The following is a 17,006-nucleotide window of genomic DNA, read 5'->3' as shown; positions in this document are numbered from 1 at the left end:
TTCTGGCATATTCATCTGTAGGCTTTAGCCAAATCGCCCTGAAATATAATCTTCCGTACGCGAATCTTGCGGCGTGGAAAACATCGTCTCTGTATCCGCCGCTTCCACCACAACACCATTCAAAAAGAACGCAGTTCGACCGGACACACGCGCTGCCTGATGCATGTTATGCGTCACCATGACAATGGTATACGTGTCTCGCAATTCCTGAACCAGTTCTTCAATTTTCATCGTGGAGATCGGATCCAGCGCAGATGTCGCCTCGTCCATAAGCAAAATATCTGGCTGTACAGCAAGCGCCCGGGCAATGCACAACCGTTGCTGTTGTCCACCGGATAAACTCAGAGCAGAACGCTTCAGAAAATCCTTAACCTCTTCCCAGAGTGCCGCCTGCCGCAGGCTTTGCTCAACCAATTCGTCCAACTTGTCCTTTTGCCGAATTCCATGCAGACGCGGGCCGTAGGCCACGTTATCATAAATCGATTTGGGAAATGGGTTAGGCTGTTGAAAAACCATTCCCACCTGCTTACGCAGAGTTTCTACTTCCATAGTATCGCCGTATATATCCTGACCTGCGATACTCACAGTGCCTTCAATACGCGTTCCCGGTATCATGTCATTCATCCGGTTCAGCGTACGCAGCAGGGTTGATTTGCCGCAGCCGGACGGGCCGATGAAGGCAGTTACCGTTTTTTCAGGAATATCGAGGTTTATATGTTTCAGCGCGTGAAATTTCTCATAATATAAATTCAGCTTATCAATCCGGATTACGGAATCATTCATGGATTTATGATCTCCTTCGTGTTGCAGTTATGATCCTCAAGCATTGCACCTGATTTGCACAATATGAAGATTATATAAGCTGTGTGTAAATTTAGTGTGGTGGATTTGTTAACGGTATGTAAAATGATCAAGAACTTAGCATGAGCTCAAGCTCCTGCGCAATTTCGGCTGCATTCAAAGCCGCTTCCTCTGCGGAACGGGACACTTCGCTGTTTTTGGCTTCAATTTCATCGACAGCCTGCAATAGTTTGGCAAAAGTTTGTGTTCCAGCAGAAATATATTGAGAGCCTGTATGAATCTGCTGCATACTTGTATCCGTCAGTTCAGCAGTGTCACGCAGCATCTGCTCGATATGGGTGAGTAAGCCTGTAATCTGCGTGGAAAAGGCTTTCGTCTGGAGTGACATATTCCGCACTTCCTGAGACACAATCTGGAAGCCTCGTCCGTGTTCGCCAGCATGCGCCGCTTCAATGGACGCGTTGATCGCCAGCAGTCCGCTATGATCTGCCAGTGCACGAATGGATGAGGCCATGCGCGCAATGTCATTCAGCGATTGGGTCAACGCCGACATCTGCTCATGCTGGCGCTTCATTTGCTCCGTGACTGCACGATAGGAGAGCAAAACATCCTCCAATTCTACTTTGCCACGGCGGGATAATTCACTCATTGAGCGGGTTAGCCGCACACTGTCATCGGCCTCTTTAGCTGCATCCAGCACAGTCAGCTGAATACGCTGGACTCCGTCATAGCTATGCCGAATCACATCGCCCCGCTCTTCGTCCGCTTCTCTTTGCATTCGCTGCACGACGGACAGGATATCACGAATCGTGAGTACGCCGAGTAATCGTGTGCCTTCCTTAATCAACACACAATCGTAAAAACGCTGTTCTTCACGCAACATCGCCAATTCCACAATGTCCGATGCCCGGCTTTTTAAATCCACAATTAATGTATCGGGGTCGGCAAATATGGCCGCAGGCTTATCATAGAACAACGCCGCAGCAAATCTCCCCGTAAAGTGGCGATTGTACGCATCTCTCATAATAATGCCCAATGGAAGATCATTTTTATCCACAACAATGACACAAGGTATATCTTCCTGTGTTTTCATAAGTGCTAACAGTTCTTTACAAGACATGTCCGTACCAATGATCGGAACCTCCCGGCATGGCACATAGGTAGTAATCGGCTTGTATGCTTCACGTTCAATCACGGCAGTGGAACTCGGCTGGGTCTTTGGTTCCGTTATCATCGTTCTGAAGTCCCCTTTTTTTAACTACTTGGAGTGACGGGAACATCATATCGGTCATTTGTTGATTCTAACGTCTATTTTTGTAAATGAAATGTAAAATCACGAAATGGACACAAAAGTCTCCGTACACTGCTTAGGACAAAGAAAAACGCTCCTCATTTATAACAAATGAGAAGCGCTTCTTTTTTTATTTACAACCAGCTTGTACCCCACTCCACGGATCGAATCGATATGAACCGAGTCGGGATCCAACTCCAGCTTTTTACGTAAGGAGCTGACGTGCACATCCACGGTCCGTTGACCGCCAATGTAGTCAAAACCCCAAACAGCATTCATCAGATCATCCCGAGTCAATACCACACCCGGCTTGCGGGACAAATAAAGAAGTACCTCAAATTCCTTTGGTCTGAGGCTGATGGACTGACCTCCAAGAATGACTTCATATTTTTCAGGGTAAATTTCCAGCTCGCCCAATTGAATTTTAGAGCTATCTTTCTGATCAGACAGCACTCCTTCATCCCCGCCGGAAGTTCTTCGCAGCACAGCCGTTACACGGGCCAACAGTTCAGAAACGCCAAAAGGCTTCGTGATGTAATCATCTGCACCTGACTTCAGCCCTTGGACAACTTCGGCCTCGCCGTTTTTGGCCGTTAAAATAATGATAGGCGTTGTCAGCCCCTGATGGCGAAGTCTGCTCAGAATGTCCAGTCCGTTCATTCCCGGCAGCATCAAATCCAGCAGGATCAAATCGTAGGACTCTCTGGAGGCTTTTTCAAACCCGGCACTGCCATGATCCTCCGTGTCCACTTCGAAGCCTTCTTGTATCAAATTGTAGGATAGCAATCTGGCAAGCGTTGGTTCATCCTCAATAACCAGCAAGCGTTGTCCCATAAATAACTTCATCTCCTGTTTACCTGTTAAAGGCGCATTGGTCAAAATCCTGAAACCTTTTCTACACTCATGCGACACCCGTTTATTTTATCACGGCATTGTTAACAGAATGTAAAAAAGGTTATAGTTCATTCTTCCTGTTGCAATAGCGGTAATTCAACTGTAAATGTGGTACCCAATCCAAGCTCACTTTCTACCGAAAGGGTGCCATGATGCAAATCGACCAAGTGTTTGACGATCGACAATCCCAGTCCCGTTCCTCCAGAGTTGCGCGAGCGTCCTTTGTCCACCCGGTAAAAGCGTTCAAAGATACGTGGCAGGTCCTTCTTTGGAATTCCAATACCTGTATCACTGACTGTAAATACGACCTTTTCCGTGTCATTCTCCCGCTGGATCGTTAAAACCTTAATCTTTACCTTGCCACCATCAAGTGTATAGTTGATGCCATTAGACAAAAGGTTCAGGAAAATCTGCTGAAGCTTATCTTCATCTGCCTCCATAAACAGCTCATCCGGGATATCCATATGCAGCGTAATTCTTTTTTTTGCAGCTACATTGTTCAGTTTTTCCAGCAATGATTCTATGAACGACGAAACGTGCACTGGCGAGCAATCCAGCGGAGAACGCTTGGATTCAATTTTGGATAGCTCCAGAATGTCACCGATCAGCCGATTCAATCGTTCGCTTTCATCATATATAATTTGCAAAAATGAACGGGCCGTCTCCTCATCTTTAACCCCGCCACCGAGTAACGTCTCGGCGAAACCCTTGACTGCGGCAATTGGTGTTTTTAGCTCATGAGAAACGTTTGCCACAAATTCGCTCCGCATATTTTCCAACCGTCGAATAGCCGTAATATCCTGTAAAAGGAACAGCATCCCCCGGTATCCGCCTTCATCCTCATACATCGGAACACCATCCAGCAACACGAGTCTTTCCTCGGGATTGTACAAATGAACCTCACCATGCAGCCTTTCTCGGCTTTGTATGCTGCCCTCAATTAGCTTTGTGAGCTCATAGTGCTTCTTCAGCTCATGATACGGCTTGTCCGTCACCCGTTTGCCCACGACACCGAGCATTCGCTCAGACTCACGGTTTACAAGCGCAATACACTCACTTGCATCAATCATTAGAATCCCGCCTGTCATATTACTCATAACGCTCTGGAGTAGATCCTCATTGTCACGTATCGTTTTCATTTGGTTTTGGAGACTGTCAGCCATACGATTAATGGCTTCACCCAGTTGCCCTACTTCGTCCCGGCGCTGCACACCAACCCTTGCGTCATAATCCAGTCCTGAAATGCGGTTGGCTACCCCTGTAATATGCTCAATAGGCGAGGTCAGACTGCGGGCAATACGATAGCTCACCAATCCAGCAGCAAGAAATAGCAACACGAGTCCAATCCCGATAGCCGTCCAGCCGCGGCGTACTCCCTCCTCCACCGCTTTCAGACTCATGGACAAACGGATATATCCGTCAAAGCCCTTGTCCGATACAACAGGCTCTGCAACGTATAGCATGTTCCGCTGCAAGGTTTCGCTGTAACGAATCGTGCGTCCGATTCTCTCTGTGGAGGCTTGCTGAATTTCTTCACGAGATGCGTGGTTTTCCATCTTACGCGGATCGCTTAACGAATCGCCAACCACCGTCCCGTCCTTGCGAATGAAGGTCACCCGCGATTCCGTCAGACGGGCAATTTCCTTCGCCTTTTGAGAATAATAAGAGACATAATCCGTACTGGACAGGGCATCTGCATTAACAAAAGGGAATGTAGCGCGAAGCAGGTCGATCTCCCGTCCCATGTTCTCCTCTAGCACCTTCATATTCGAATTTTTAAAAATTTGTCCCATCGTGATTCCAGCAGCAAGGACAGATACGCCAATCAAAATCAGCATGATCAGGGTAAGCCTGAAACGAAACGATTTCATAAAATATGCCCATCCTTTATGTAAGTTAAGTCTCATTCTACAGGCTACCTTCATTATGTTCCACTGTGAAAAGAAAAAAGGCCAGAGCATAACACGGCCCCAGCCTTTCCTTTGTCCTCTTATCCGTTTATAACTTCACCGCCATTGATATGAATAACCTGCCCGCTTACATATGAAGAATCATCAGAAGCAAGGTACACATAGGCTGGCGCCAATTCTTCCGGCTGGCCCGGACGCTTCATTGGCTGTGCTCCTCCAAACTCGCTGACCGTCTTGGCATCAAATGTAGACGGGATTAACGGCGTCCAGATTGGCCCTGGTGCTACAGCGTTCACCCGAATACCTTGATCCGCCAAATTGAGTGAAAGGGAACGAGTAAAGGATGTGATCGCCCCTTTGGTCGATGAATAGTCAATGAGTGTCTTGTTCCCAGCGTACGCGGTAATCGATGTTGTATTGACAATTGTGCTCCCTTTCTTCAAATGCGGCAATGCTGCTTGCGTCAGGAAGAACATACCGAAAATATTCGTACGGAACGTGCGCTCCAACTGTTCCTTGGTAATATCCTCCAGCTTTTGTTGTGGATGCTGCTCTGCCGCATTGTTCACGACAATGTCGAGCTTGCCCAACTCGTTAACCGTCTGTTGAACTGCTTTTTTGGCAAATTGGTCATCTCCGATATCGCCAGGAATCAACACGCATTTGCGTCCCTCCTGCTCTACCTGACGTTTTGTTTCTTCCGCATCCTTATGCTCATTCAAGTAGATGATAGCTACGTCCGCACCTTCTTTGGCGTACGTGACAGCTACAGCCCGTCCAATTCCACTGTCTCCACCAGTAATAAGTGCAACTTTACCTGTTAGCTTGCCAGCGGCTTTGTAAGTTGGTTTTTCAAACTGAGGTGCAGGCGACATTTTGGACTCAATCCCCGGTTGCTGGTCCTGATGCTGTGGGGGCAAAGTTTGCTGAGGTTGATTACTTTTAGGCATTGTACATTCTCCCTTCAAGATCAGATATTTTATAGGATGCAACATTTGCATCCACTCTACTCCTGATTTACCACACAAAGTTATTCGTTAAACGAAAAAAGAAAAATGCAGTTATTTGAGCGCACAAAAAACGGCCTATGCTTATTCAGCACAGACCGTTTTTTTCAATTTAGCATTTGTTATCATTCGATTATAGGCTCTCACCAAATGCATAATTAAATAATATGGCTGTATACCATTAAAAACGTAATTAAAATCAGGAATACGGCAAGCAGCGTACTGAACATTCGCATTTTGCCAGCGTATTGCGTAATAGGCTGTTGGCTACGAATCGCTTCTAGCGACAGCCGTAACGGCTTACCCATGGCTCCCGCGATACCAGAAATGGCGAGAAACAACAGCAAAACGACAACGATCCATGCTACCGAATAAGAACCCCAGGGAAAAATCATATAGATACCGCTAACAAGCACAAGGATCAGTGCAAATTGAGCCAAACGGTTCAATAGCTGAACAGCCGATATCGTTCCTTCCTGCACGCTAGGAGCCAATTTGTCGATTTTGCCCACAACGAAGGGGAGCAATAAATAAAAACCCATCGCCAATGATCCAATAATGTGAATAAAAAACATTCTTTACAACCTCCATTTCTTTGTTTTATTACAAACTTTTTCCATAGAACGATCATATTCCAACGAATGACTACCATCTTTTCAGTGTTTTGGGACATGCTTTTCTATGTCAGGATTTTGCAAAATCCTCATGTAACTATCAATGCATATGAACTCTATTATACCGGGGAAGTGGTCCAAAGCAAAGGAATAAGGAAGAAAACGAATAGATCACTTAAAAGTAAAGAGGTGTCCGGCGGCCATAACTATGGCTTGGGACACCTCTTCAAGTAAAAGTACACCGTTTTAGTAGAAAATTGAATCTATACGGTAACTATTTTAATCACACTGCGGACCGATTCGGCGGATTGATCGAGCGCTGCTTTTTCTTCGGCTGTCAATTCCAACTCGAACACTTTTTCGATACCATTACCGCCAAGAAGTGTCGGTACACCAAGGAATAAATCCTGATAGCCGTACTCTCCCTCCAGATAGGCGATGACCGGGATAATCCGTTTTTTATCTTTTACAATCGCTTCTGTCATCTGTGCAAGCGAAGCTGCCGGTGCATAATATGCGCTACCATTACCCAACAGATTGACGATCTCACCGCCACCACCGCGTGTCCGTTGTACGATCGCTTCGATACGTTCCTGCGAAATCAGGGTTTCGATAGGTATACCTCCAACGCTGGAATAGCGTACCAGGGGCACCATATCATCACCGTGACCACCCATAACGAAGCCGCGTACGTCTTCGACGGAAACGTTCAGTTCTTGTGCAATAAAGGTAAAATATCGTGCTGTATCCAGCACACCTGATTGGCCAATAACCCGATTTTTCGGGAACCCAAGCGTTTGGTAGGCAGTATAGGTCATAGCATCTACCGGATTACTCAGAATAATGACGATAGAATCCGGCGCATACTTCTTCACGTTCTCACAAACGGATTTTACAATTCCTGCGTTCGTATTTACCAAATCATCACGGCTCATACCCGGCTTGCGTGCAATCCCGGCTGTAATAATGACGATATCCGAGTTAGCTGCATCCTCGTAACTGGAAGTGCCCGTGATCTGGCTGTCAAATCCCTGCACCGGACCGGCCTCCAAAATATCAAGCGCCTTGCCTTTGGTCGGATTCTCTAGTTGCGGAATATCGATCAGTACGATATCACCTAGCTCCTTTTGAGCCAGCAGCAATGCGGTAGTGGCACCGGTAAAACCGGCGCCAACAATGGATATTTTTTTACGTTGAATGGACAAGTGGTATTCCCCTTCCTTACAGGTTACTAATAATGGTATCTGCGAACTCGGAGCATTTCACTTGTGTAGCACCATCCATCAGACGAGCAAAGTCATAAGTTACAATCTTCTTATTAATGGACGTCTCCAGCCCTTTGTAAATCAGGTCAGCCGCTTCTTGCCAACCCAAGTGTTCAAGCAACATTACGCCCGACAGAATTACGGAACCAGGGTTCACTACGTCTTTGTCGGCGTATTTTGGAGCTGTACCATGTGTAGCTTCAAAGATAGCATGCCCTGTTACATAGTTAATGTTTGCACCTGGCGCAATACCAATTCCACCAACTTGGGCAGCAAGAGCATCGGACAGATAGTCCCCGTTCAGGTTGAGCGTAGCAATCACATCAAATTCAGAAGGACGAGTCAGTACTTGCTGAAGTGCAATATCAGCAATTGCATCCTTGATAATGATTTTGCCTGCATCTTCAGCTGCTTTTTGAGCTGCATTCGCCGCATCCTCACCGTCTTTTTCCTTGATTACATCATATTGGGCCCAAGTAAATACTTTATCTGCAAATTCTTCCTCAGCCACTTCATAACCCCAGTTTTTGAAGGCACCCTCGGTAAATTTCATAATGTTACCTTTGTGTACGAGCGTTACACTCTTGCGTCCGTGGTCAACAGCATACTGAATGGCTGCCCGTACCAGACGCTTTGAACCCTCGGAAGAAACTGGCTTAATGCCAATACCAGAGGTTTCAGGGAAACGGATTTTGTTCACACCCAGCTCTTGCTGGAGGAACTGAATAACCTTTTTCACGTCTTCGGACCCTTCAGCATACTCGATCCCCGCGTAAATATCTTCTGTGTTCTCACGGAAAATAACCATGTCTACCAATTCAGGACGTTTCACTGGAGAAGGAACACCGTTAAAATAACGAACAGGACGCAGACATACGTATAAATCCAGTTCCTGACGCAATGCCACATTCAACGAACGGATACCACCGCCAATAGGTGTCGTAAGTGGTCCTTTGATGGCTACAATATACTCACGGATGGCTTCCAAAGTATCGTTAGGGAGCCATTCGCCGTATGTATTGAAAGCTTTCTCACCAGCGAATACTTCATACCAGGCAATCTTTTTGCTGCCGTTATATGCTTTTTCTACAGCTGCGTCCAGTACGCGTTTGGAAGCTTTCCAGATGTCGCGACCCGTGCCGTCACCTTCGATAAACGGAATTACCGGATGGTTCGGAACCTGTAGTTGACCGTTATCAATCGTAATTTTTTCGCCTTCAGTTGGGAGCTCAAACTTTTCAAATTTCGCCATAAGTTCCTTTTCCTCCTCAGATATGAATGGGTACAGGACGAAAGACATGATCTTTATCACAGACAAAAACGTACATCTCTCGTCGTCCCCTCTATTGTACCTTATTTTTTAAATTCAGGGTATACAACCTCAATCTTCCTTCGATAAAGGGTTAGCGCAACTCTGGTGATACATATTTTTGATCCATTGGACCTGTATATTCGGCGCGAGGACGAATCAGGCGGTTATTTTCATACTGCTCTAAAATGTGTGCGGTCCATCCGGATACACGACTCACAGCAAAAATAGGTGTAAACAGGTCTCTCTTGATACCCAACTGGGTATACACAGAGGCAGAATAAAAATCCACATTGGGCTTCAAGCCTTTTTGCCCTGTTACAATTCCCTCAATTCGAACTGACATATCAAACAACGTTGTGTCGCCGTTCATTTCCCCCAGCTCGCGGGACATTTTGTGCAAATGCTTGGCACGCGGATCACCGTTTTTATAGACTCGGTGTCCAAAGCCCATAATTTTTTCGCGGTTATCCAGTTTCGCCTGAATATAGGAGTCCACCTGATCCAAGCCACCAATCTCCTCCAGCGTTTTGGCCACAGCCTCATTGGCCCCACCATGCAGTGGTCCTTTTAAAGCTCCAATTGCAGACGTGATTCCGGAATAAATATCCGACAATGTGGCTACCGTTACACGCGCAGCAAAGGTAGACGCATTTAATTCATGATCGGCGTGCAATACGAGAGCCTGATTGAACGCTTTAATAGCCGTCTCCTCCGGGTCCTTGCCAGTCAGCTGATACAAAAAGTTTTCAGCGATGGAAATACCTTTTTTAGGCGCAATCGGCTCCAAGCCCTCGCGTATACGTGCTATAGCTGCCACAATGGTAGGCAATTGCGCCTGAAGCTTGACGGTTTTGGTCACATTAGACTCTCTCGACATATCATCCGCCTCTGGGTCATACAAAGCGAGAGACGATACGGCTGACCTCAAGGCAGCCATTGTACTCAAATTTTTCGGATATAACTTTAATTGAGTAACAATTTCATCCGGAATAGCAGCGTATTCGCTTAACTGGTTACGAAGCTCCTGCAATTGCTCTTTATCAGGTAATTTTCCAAACCACAACAAATAAGCTACCTCTTCAAAATCGGCGTTAACAGCCAAATCATCAATGTTATAACCCCGGTACGTGAGAACGCCATCTACGATAGAGCTTATGGAGGAAGTGGTCGCTACGATCCCTTCCAGACCTTTAGTCGCTGTCATCGTTACATCTCTCCTTTGTAAAAACATTGTGAACGGACTTGCAATGTAAACATTTTCAAAAGTAAGATATGTCTTTTAAATAGCTGAGTAATGTTAACGCCATATGTCAATATTTAAACCTTCTTTCACTATACTGGATTTTGTCGTTTATGTGAACATTAAGGGCTATTCCAACACATTCAAATGTTTTATCGCTTCCATAAAGAACCGCTTTCAATAATTTGTTTCAACGTGTATCACTGGATATCAGCTTGTGCGGTAGCGTAAAAGTTATTTGCACTTTTCTACACAAAAAATATTCAACGTGAATCAACGTATTTCAACGTGATTCACGCGAATTGTGGGAAAAATGTGGGGTGGATTTTCAATTTCTAAAGGCGATTTTTTCGAAGGGAACACCATAAAATTCTAACAACTTAACGGCTACTATAATCGGAGTTGTGCTATGGTCAGCTTCATAACTCGTCAATTCATCGGGTGTAATGTTTGCATAGGTTGCAGCTTCTTCGATACTGTATCCAAGTTCATGCCTTACAGTGCCTATACCTACTTTTTTTGTTTTTTCCATCTATTTCTCTCCCCTGATGTGATTGATATAAATTCTAATTACCTTTATACTCTCAGTGAATTCTTATTAGTGGGATCTAACTCGGCTATCCTGGCAGGGATGCCAACCCACATTTAAGCGCCTCTCTTTGGGAGGCGTTTTTTTCACATCCCCTCTCGTAACAGGGACTTTCGTTCCTGTTATTTTGAGTTCTTGAATCTCTTAACCTTTTTATACCAACATTCACATCATGACGTAAAGGGGAAAAATGTCGTATGATGTCGAACTGGATTGGGCCATCCTAGGGTGAATTTTTCTTGACTTTTTCTTATATGTATGATAAAAGCCCAACCAAAGGCGGGCTTAGTTAAATTCTAGTATTTTTTTTAGCATCTCAAGTTTGCTTTTGCTTATAGAGCAAGTATAATCTGTATCCTTAAATATAATTTTCGTTCCATAACTCTGCTCATCATATCCAGCTACTTTTGATAGATTTATTAACTGACTTGGAGTAGCAGGAAATAGATAAGGAAAAGCCTTCTTGCATTTCTTGAAGGTCAAAATGATTGCGATGTATTCATTTTGGTTATGAAAACGAGGAACATGATAATTTTTTTTGGGGTCCCACATATCAAAAAAGCAAACATCTTTCGCAGGGTAAAGGCCAACCGAAGTCTTAGTTTCACCTAAGATAAACCGCCGATCATCGGGGCGCCTTTTAGCAGCATCAATAAGGTCACTCAAAAATACAGAATTAGTCTTATTAACGCTAGTATGCGCTTGGGAACCACCAAAAAAAACTTTGCCGCCATAGTCAGCTGTTTCGTGTGTGGAAACATTTTTTAAATTCACTAGATTACCCGAATCCAGGCTAATAAAATCGGGAAATCCATCTGAGAATTCCCCGAGTGTAGTTGGAACTGTATAATTACCGTTGGTTGTGAAAAAAAACGGTACTTCATAGTTGGATTTTGGTTTCCAATTTTCAATGGCTATTAGGTCGCTCTCGAAAAATGAATACCGTTCTCCATATTGCCCATCTGGCAAAACTTCCGGTGCAAAAATCTCTCTGTTGTCGTTGTCCATAGGTCAAATCATTTCCGTAGTTCTTTCGGCAGCGGTAAAGCTCCGATGATGGTTTTGCGGCTTATAGCAGCTTTGTTAGCATCTTTAGATAAGTGTTTGGACACAAGACGTGCGATACTTTTTTTCATGCTCGTTCACCTCCCTTCGGTAACGGTAGAAGTAGAATAGCCTGGGCCGCGAAAGAAAGAGCAATTACAGGAGATTGAATAATAAAATTAGTGAGTACAATTACTAGGGAAACCCATTTTAGATATGGGTCTATTTTAGAAGGGTTAATATCTTCAAAGTTGTTCGGGGCCACGCATAGAACCACTAATGCCGTTATGGATGTAAGCAGTAGTGTGCCATCATGCCCCAAAGGTATTAAGGGAATGCCGGCAAAGAGTGCAGCCGAAAATACAGCACAAACCGTTAAAGATTTGAAATGCAATCCTCCAGAATACTTTCTAAGCACCACAAAAGAGAAAAAGGCTAATAGGGCATTTAAAACATCACTTAGTACCCATCCGAACAATAGTGTAAGTATTAGGCCAGAATACCAATTAAGCTTAATCGCAATTATATATGTTAGTACGTCGGCGCTGCCGGGTCCATCTGGATCAGCTCTTTTTATTCCTAGAGCGATACGCCTCGATAGCCTTTCTAGCATCTTCCCTGTCCTCCTTGCGTGAAAAGAAATAAGAGAGACCAAATGTGAATATAGACATAAGCAACAAAATAAACGGACTAAGCTGGTATAAAAGTACCCCTGCTATGCAGATGGTTACAGAGGATAAAAGAGCGCTAATTGATACTCTCCTATTTTCTTCGGATAAATAATTTTCACGCCACAAAAAATCGTGTGGTGGCGTGACAATAAATGAAAATCCAACATAATAAATCCTGAGGGCAAAAGATATAGCAAAGCTGATAAGTATATATGTTATTTGGAGGACAAAGACCTGATAGGTTGTGTTTTGCTGTAGTACACCGGTCTGCAAAATACCCAACAAGTTATACAGGTAATAAACACCGACCTGCAAAATTGCATATGCACTAATACCAGCTCCTAAGATAAATGCGGCTAAATGCGTTTTAATCGCCATTCCATAACGGAAAAACAATATAAAGAGTATATATTGTAAAGGTAGATCCCATTTTGGAATGTCAAAAACCACACGCATAAAAAATGAAATTACGGCTATGAATATCCCAAACCCAATAATCCTTTTTTTATATGATGCAACTGGCAACATATATATTTTCAAGGAGAACACCATAACGGCTATTGCATCCAAAATACCGAGTAATATATAAAGAACATTATTTAACACCTCACACCGCCCATTCAATTAATCTACCTTAATTATATAGGGGCGCATGACGTAAGCAAGAGATTTTAAAAATTTGTCGATATAATATCCTCCAGCTTAATCCAGCTAAAATCATCTTGCCCACGAGACAGCTTTACTTCGCGTCTAGCCGTGTTGATTACTGTTATCACACCAGTCATGACCTCATCGTCAAACGGGCTAAATACCGTCACGCTGACAGGCTGGCGTGAATTGTAGGAGTCTATTAGAGCCTGCTCAATTAGCTGTACCTCTTGGTCGTCCAACTCCGGTTTGCCCCGCCGTTGTCGATCCTTCATGAGACGCAAATAAGCCTCTTTATGCTCTGGTATGATAATGCGGCTGCTTTCCCACAACCCATTTTCCTCTAATTTTTTAGACATGTATGTAGCCTCCTGATGTGTTATGTACCGATTATATTACGAACAAATGTTCTGCACAAGCTAATTATATTGGAAAAACATAGACTAATTGACCCAACCATATAGAAAATTCTTCCTAGGTCTGATAGACTATATCCATATATTATTGATTAATAGGGGGAAGTAAGTTGAAAAGAACATTAAGCCTCACAGTTGCAGCTATTGCAGCAGTTGTCTTACTTGCTGGATGCGGGGCTGACAAAACCGCAATTAAGGACGAAACTCCTACACAGGCAAAAGTTGAAAGCCAGCCAGCTAAAGAAACTTCTAAGGCTGAACCAGCGACTACTAAAGAAGGTGCTGCGCCTGTTGAAACAGAGAAAAAGGATGACGACATTTGGACGTACTACAACGATGCAAAATGGACAGACACGTGGAACGGGGTAACCTCTTCCATTGAGAAAGTAGTAGTTACTGACCGTGCCCCTAAAGATGGGAATACAAACGATCTTACTGCTTCTGCCGTTGGCGTAAAATTCAAAGTGGAAAACACTACAAAAAAACTGTATACGACATACCCAGACCAAGCGGAATTAATTACTTCTACTGGAGAACAGGTTCAGGCGGACATGGTGACCTCTGATCACATTGGTGGAGAAATCGAAGAAGGCGTTATTAAAGACGGTAATATTATTTGGTTCTTAAAACGCGGTCATGCAGCAGATATCAAGTGGATTAAAATGAAATGGTATGTCATTGAGGGCAACGGTATGGAAGCTACTCAAGATAAAAAAGAATACTCAGTTAAACTTGAGCTTAAATAAAAAAGGCCCCGGAGCAATCCGGGGTTTTAATATTTAATTAACTTAATACATAAAACCCCTTGCATATTGGTACTATATATGGTACTATATATACAGGAGGTGAGACATGGCTAGGGTAGAAAAATTGGTCCAGAAAATGAAAGACCGCCCAAGTGGAATCCAATATGATGAAGTCGCCAAGGTACTCCGGCACCACGGGTACGGATTAGTGAGAAGTAACGGCTCGCACTTCCATTTCCGAAACGATGCTGGAGACTTGATAACCATCAAAAAGGAACAACCACTAAAGGCGGCATACGTCAAAGACGTACTGGGCCGGATCGGGGAGTAGCACCTCCCCTTTCCTTATTCCACATAATATCCTAGCCGATATATAATGGCAAATAATAATCAGAGTAAAGATTTAGCGTATTATATGGCGCTTCCGTATACGATACAGATTCGATTTATGAATGACGAAAGCGGCCAATATTTCTATGCATCAGTGGCAGAACTGGACGGATGCCAAAGTAGCGGTCAAACGTATTCTGAGGCATATGAAAGCGTCCGCGAGGCTATGGAGGGTCACCTATCTGTTAAGCTTGAATTTGGCGATCCTATCCCTGAACCAGTAGGAGAAGACCAATTTAGCGGCAAGTTCAACATTCGTGTTCCCAAGAGTCTACACCGCCAACTGTCAGAAAGAGCAGCCGCTGAAAATGTTTCCCTGAACCAGTATTGCCTATACAAACTTAGCAAATAAAAAAAGCCCAGCCGACCAATTAAGGTTAGCTGGGCTTTAAATTACTTGCTTACTATAGTCGTATTGGTCTTACTGTTCCAGTCTACTTGAGCGCCCCAAGCCTCGCCCACAGCCCGCAGTGGAACATACGTCGTACCGTTAATCATCTTAACGTCAGTAATGGGCTTGCCATTTACAATTACATTTACTTTTTCCATCTTTTCATCGTCCCCCTTTGCCGCATCCTGTTTATTATACAAGGCCAGTTCCGCCGCTCTGCGCCGTGTCAGACCAGTCAACACCTTACCGCCAGCCTTGTTGTATTTGGTGATACTGGCGGCAATCTGCGTCACTGTGCGATCTTTACAGAGTGTCTTGAGACTACCCGCGCCGCAGTTGTAACAGAAACTTGTGAGTGCGTCGAACTGGTTTTGTGTGAGTTTGTCCGTTACTGGGACATATGATGGGTTGTTTACATACGCTTCGTATTTGGCAAGGTCAGCGACCAACATTGCGTCCGCTTGGGCCTGTGTTATGGTCATGCCTGCCTTAACATCCGATCCGTAATGGCCCCAACCTATGGTCCAATACTGTTCTGTGGTCACTGGCTTGTACGCTGTGAGGCGGCAGCCCTCGAAATTTTTAATTAACGCGATTCCCGCTTTTGATATTTTACGTGCCATCACTTATCAGCTCCTTTATCAATCCCACCCTTGCCCTTGAGAACTTCCACGGCCTGCCGAATAACTGGAGGAATTGGTGCGCCCAGCCTACCCCCATTTTCGATGATTGACAGCAATTCATTCGCCATGTAGAAGTAGGCCACTGTGTCCCTGAACAAATGACTATCGCCCAAAACCCCATCAACAAGATGCCCCACAGCAACCATGGCGAAAATAAATACCTTACGCGCAATACCAATCATGCCTACTTTACTTTTCAATCCGACTGTTGCGCCTGCCGCCGCACATCCAGTTATATAGTCCAAAATTACGAACACCAGTAACACACCTAGTACGCCAGACCACCCACCGAAAAAATAAGCTGCTGCGCCACTCCCAGCAGCAGTAAACCATTTAAATACCAAATCCATTCTATCCATTATGTTCCCCCATCTGCTCAGGAAAATTGTCCTGGCCTTAATATAAAAGCCCCCGACCACTCCGAGGGCATAAAAAATACGCCTCAATGGGCGCCTATTGTGCTATACCGTTAATTACCTCTGTTACGACTGACTTGAGATTGAATATAGCTGGAACTTGATCGGCTTTGTATACATCAGTCAAAACCAGACCAACCCACACTTTCACTAGACCGGAATCCTTTGTAAATGTCATGTTGTCTCACCTCCCCTCGAAGCAAACATCATAGTCAACTCAGCGATTGCTAATTGCATAGCCTCGTTACTGGCTCGCAACTGATCCAACTCCGATAACTGTTCTGTTGGCTTGGTCAACTCTGCTATTTGCTCCGGTGTAAGTCCTTCTGTCCAAAGGTTATCCGGCTGCTTAGGAGCAACATATACAGGCTGTTCACCCGCCGCCCTCCCATTAGCCTGCCAGTCGTTTAACGCCGCTATATACTTCTCCTGCGCCTCGTATACGGCACTCTCATAAGCCTTCCATGCGGCAAGATCAAATTTAGGCTTGTACAGGCCTAATATTGTAATCGGTATGCCAACCGTGTAGCCTATAAGCTCCGGCTTTTTGAGTTCGGTTTCCTCGTCCTGATCGTTATCCGGTTGGGCATAAAAAGGGACGACACCCGAAAAGGCATCGTCCACTAGCTCGTCCTCCAGATAGAGGCCGTTTGTATTTACTTTAGGTACTACTTTCAT

At 44.6% G+C, this 17,006-nt stretch carries 21 protein-coding genes; 3 read left to right on the top strand and 18 right to left on the bottom strand.

Annotated features, from left to right (window positions below; translation table 11 throughout):
- Positions 1 to 24 precede the first annotated feature (24 nt).
- From pstB to MHI21_RS09015, 14 genes are all read right to left on the bottom strand, one after another.
- Positions 25 to 783, bottom strand: a complete 759-nt coding sequence (gene pstB, locus MHI21_RS09080) for a phosphate ABC transporter ATP-binding protein PstB (RefSeq protein WP_013309606.1) — start codon at positions 781 to 783, stop codon at positions 25 to 27.
- A 127-nt stretch (positions 784 to 910) separates the two neighbouring features.
- Positions 911 to 2,035, bottom strand: coding sequence for a methyl-accepting chemotaxis protein (locus tag MHI21_RS09075; protein WP_342419879.1), 1,125 nt, complete (start codon positions 2,033 to 2,035; stop codon positions 911 to 913).
- Between the two features lie 159 nt (positions 2,036 to 2,194).
- Entirely contained in the window at positions 2,195 to 2,926 is a 732-nt protein-coding gene (locus tag MHI21_RS09070) for a response regulator transcription factor (RefSeq protein ID WP_013309604.1), read from the bottom strand.
- Positions 2,927 to 3,054: 128 nt separating this feature from the next.
- Positions 3,055 to 4,857, bottom strand: coding sequence for an ATP-binding protein (locus MHI21_RS09065; protein ID WP_342419878.1), 1,803 nt, complete (start codon positions 4,855 to 4,857; stop codon positions 3,055 to 3,057).
- A gap of 119 nt (positions 4,858 to 4,976) precedes the next feature.
- Complete coding sequence (locus tag MHI21_RS09060) at positions 4,977 to 5,846, bottom strand: SDR family oxidoreductase (protein WP_013309602.1); 870 nt, start codon at positions 5,844 to 5,846, stop codon at positions 4,977 to 4,979.
- Between the two features lie 215 nt (positions 5,847 to 6,061).
- Entirely contained in the window at positions 6,062 to 6,478 is a 417-nt protein-coding gene (locus MHI21_RS09055) for a hypothetical protein (protein ID WP_023987918.1), read from the bottom strand.
- 302 nt (positions 6,479 to 6,780) lie between these two features.
- Positions 6,781 to 7,722: a malate dehydrogenase gene (gene mdh, locus MHI21_RS09050; protein WP_342419877.1), complete on the bottom strand. Its 942-nt coding sequence runs from the start codon at positions 7,720 to 7,722 to the stop codon at positions 6,781 to 6,783.
- Between the two features lie 16 nt (positions 7,723 to 7,738).
- The gene (icd, locus tag MHI21_RS09045; RefSeq protein WP_023987916.1) at positions 7,739 to 9,034 is read right to left on the bottom strand and encodes an NADP-dependent isocitrate dehydrogenase; all 1,296 of its coding nucleotides are present in this window, start codon (positions 9,032 to 9,034) and stop codon (positions 7,739 to 7,741) included.
- Positions 9,035 to 9,185: 151 nt separating this feature from the next.
- Positions 9,186 to 10,298: a citrate synthase gene (gene citZ / locus MHI21_RS09040; RefSeq protein WP_028542893.1), complete on the bottom strand. Its 1,113-nt coding sequence runs from the start codon at positions 10,296 to 10,298 to the stop codon at positions 9,186 to 9,188.
- A 364-nt stretch (positions 10,299 to 10,662) separates the two neighbouring features.
- Entirely contained in the window at positions 10,663 to 10,866 is a 204-nt protein-coding gene (locus MHI21_RS09035) for a helix-turn-helix transcriptional regulator (RefSeq protein ID WP_342419876.1), read from the bottom strand.
- 342 nt (positions 10,867 to 11,208) lie between these two features.
- Positions 11,209 to 11,931 (bottom strand): LytTR family transcriptional regulator DNA-binding domain-containing protein, encoded by a 723-nt coding sequence (locus tag MHI21_RS09030; RefSeq protein WP_342419875.1) that lies wholly within the window; start codon positions 11,929 to 11,931, stop codon positions 11,209 to 11,211.
- A gap of 124 nt (positions 11,932 to 12,055) precedes the next feature.
- Entirely contained in the window at positions 12,056 to 12,580 is a 525-nt protein-coding gene (locus MHI21_RS09025) for an accessory gene regulator B family protein (protein WP_342419874.1), read from the bottom strand.
- Positions 12,531 to 13,244 carry a hypothetical protein gene (locus MHI21_RS09020; RefSeq protein ID WP_342419873.1) on the bottom strand — a complete coding sequence of 238 codons (714 nt, stop codon included), beginning with the start codon at positions 13,242 to 13,244 and terminating at the stop codon, positions 12,531 to 12,533. Before MHI21_RS09020 ends, MHI21_RS09025 begins: the two co-directional genes overlap by 50 nt.
- Before the next feature lie 65 nt (positions 13,245 to 13,309).
- A complete protein-coding gene (locus MHI21_RS09015) occupies positions 13,310 to 13,645 on the bottom strand; it encodes a YolD-like family protein (protein WP_342419872.1) in 336 nt (111 codons plus the stop codon).
- 167 nt (positions 13,646 to 13,812) lie between these two features.
- On the opposite strand from MHI21_RS09015, the gene MHI21_RS09010 reads away from it, so the two are divergent.
- The 3 genes from MHI21_RS09010 to MHI21_RS09000 all read left to right on the top strand — a co-directional run bounded on the left by MHI21_RS09010 (position 13,813) and on the right by MHI21_RS09000 (position 15,190).
- Complete coding sequence (locus tag MHI21_RS09010) at positions 13,813 to 14,448, top strand: hypothetical protein (RefSeq protein WP_342419871.1); 636 nt, start codon at positions 13,813 to 13,815, stop codon at positions 14,446 to 14,448.
- 106 nt (positions 14,449 to 14,554) lie between these two features.
- Positions 14,555 to 14,779 carry a type II toxin-antitoxin system HicA family toxin gene (locus MHI21_RS09005; RefSeq protein WP_342419870.1) on the top strand — a complete coding sequence of 75 codons (225 nt, stop codon included), beginning with the start codon at positions 14,555 to 14,557 and terminating at the stop codon, positions 14,777 to 14,779.
- 45 nt (positions 14,780 to 14,824) lie between these two features.
- On the top strand, positions 14,825 to 15,190 hold the full coding sequence (locus tag MHI21_RS09000) for a type II toxin-antitoxin system HicB family antitoxin (RefSeq protein ID WP_342419869.1): 366 nt from the start codon (positions 14,825 to 14,827) through the stop codon (positions 15,188 to 15,190).
- A gap of 41 nt (positions 15,191 to 15,231) precedes the next feature.
- On the opposite strand, the gene MHI21_RS08995 is transcribed toward MHI21_RS09000, so the two are convergent.
- From MHI21_RS08995 to MHI21_RS08980, 4 genes are all read right to left on the bottom strand, one after another.
- Positions 15,232 to 15,852 carry a glycoside hydrolase family protein gene (locus MHI21_RS08995; protein ID WP_342419868.1) on the bottom strand — a complete coding sequence of 207 codons (621 nt, stop codon included), beginning with the start codon at positions 15,850 to 15,852 and terminating at the stop codon, positions 15,232 to 15,234.
- A complete protein-coding gene (locus tag MHI21_RS08990) occupies positions 15,852 to 16,271 on the bottom strand; it encodes a phage holin family protein (protein WP_342419867.1) in 420 nt (139 codons plus the stop codon). Before MHI21_RS08990 ends, MHI21_RS08995 begins: the two co-directional genes overlap by 1 nt.
- A gap of 94 nt (positions 16,272 to 16,365) precedes the next feature.
- Positions 16,366 to 16,506, bottom strand: coding sequence for a hypothetical protein (locus tag MHI21_RS08985; protein ID WP_342419866.1), 141 nt, complete (start codon positions 16,504 to 16,506; stop codon positions 16,366 to 16,368).
- A complete protein-coding gene (locus MHI21_RS08980; RefSeq protein ID WP_342419865.1) occupies positions 16,503 to 17,006 on the bottom strand; it encodes a hypothetical protein in 504 nt (167 codons plus the stop codon). The genes MHI21_RS08985 and MHI21_RS08980 overlap by 4 nt, the downstream gene beginning before the upstream one ends.

It is taken from the genome of Paenibacillus sp. FSL H8-0168 (genome assembly GCF_038592955.1).
Lineage (GTDB): Bacteria > Bacillota > Bacilli > Paenibacillales > Paenibacillaceae > Paenibacillus > Paenibacillus polymyxa_B.
The sequence above is the reverse complement of the archived record's forward strand: the minus strand, read 5'-3'. Positions and strand labels throughout refer to the sequence as shown.

Excerpts from the sequence above, each read along its gene's own strand:
- pstB (WP_013309606.1), bottom strand. The coding sequence starts at position 783 with ATGAATGATTCCGTAATCCGGATTGATAAGCTGAATTTATATTATGAG.
- MHI21_RS09075 (WP_342419879.1), bottom strand. The coding sequence starts at position 2,035 with ATGATAACGGAACCAAAGACCCAGCCGAGTTCCACTGCCGTGATTGAA.
- MHI21_RS09070 (WP_013309604.1), bottom strand. The coding sequence starts at position 2,926 with ATGGGACAACGCTTGCTGGTTATTGAGGATGAACCAACGCTTGCCAGA.
- MHI21_RS09065 (WP_342419878.1), bottom strand. The coding sequence starts at position 4,857 with ATGAAATCGTTTCGTTTCAGGCTTACCCTGATCATGCTGATTTTGATT.
- MHI21_RS09060 (WP_013309602.1), bottom strand. The coding sequence starts at position 5,846 with ATGCCTAAAAGTAATCAACCTCAGCAAACTTTGCCCCCACAGCATCAG.
- MHI21_RS09055 (WP_023987918.1), bottom strand. The coding sequence starts at position 6,478 with ATGTTTTTTATTCACATTATTGGATCATTGGCGATGGGTTTTTATTTA.
- icd (WP_023987916.1), bottom strand. The coding sequence starts at position 9,034 with ATGGCGAAATTTGAAAAGTTTGAGCTCCCAACTGAAGGCGAAAAAATT.
- citZ (WP_028542893.1), bottom strand. The coding sequence starts at position 10,298 with ATGACAGCGACTAAAGGTCTGGAAGGGATCGTAGCGACCACTTCCTCC.
- MHI21_RS09035 (WP_342419876.1), bottom strand. The coding sequence starts at position 10,866 with ATGGAAAAAACAAAAAAAGTAGGTATAGGCACTGTAAGGCATGAACTT.
- MHI21_RS09030 (WP_342419875.1), bottom strand. The coding sequence starts at position 11,931 with ATGGACAACGACAACAGAGAGATTTTTGCACCGGAAGTTTTGCCAGAT.
- MHI21_RS09025 (WP_342419874.1), bottom strand. The coding sequence starts at position 12,580 with ATGCTAGAAAGGCTATCGAGGCGTATCGCTCTAGGAATAAAAAGAGCT.
- MHI21_RS09015 (WP_342419872.1), bottom strand. The coding sequence starts at position 13,645 with ATGTCTAAAAAATTAGAGGAAAATGGGTTGTGGGAAAGCAGCCGCATT.
- MHI21_RS09005 (WP_342419870.1), top strand. The coding sequence starts at position 14,555 with ATGGCTAGGGTAGAAAAATTGGTCCAGAAAATGAAAGACCGCCCAAGT.
- MHI21_RS09000 (WP_342419869.1), top strand. The coding sequence starts at position 14,825 with ATGGCAAATAATAATCAGAGTAAAGATTTAGCGTATTATATGGCGCTT.
- MHI21_RS08995 (WP_342419868.1), bottom strand. The coding sequence starts at position 15,852 with ATGGCACGTAAAATATCAAAAGCGGGAATCGCGTTAATTAAAAATTTC.
- MHI21_RS08990 (WP_342419867.1), bottom strand. The coding sequence starts at position 16,271 with ATGGATAGAATGGATTTGGTATTTAAATGGTTTACTGCTGCTGGGAGT.
- MHI21_RS08985 (WP_342419866.1), bottom strand. The coding sequence starts at position 16,506 with ATGACATTTACAAAGGATTCCGGTCTAGTGAAAGTGTGGGTTGGTCTG.
- MHI21_RS08980 (WP_342419865.1), bottom strand. The coding sequence starts at position 17,006 with ATGAAAGTAGTACCTAAAGTAAATACAAACGGCCTCTATCTGGAGGAC.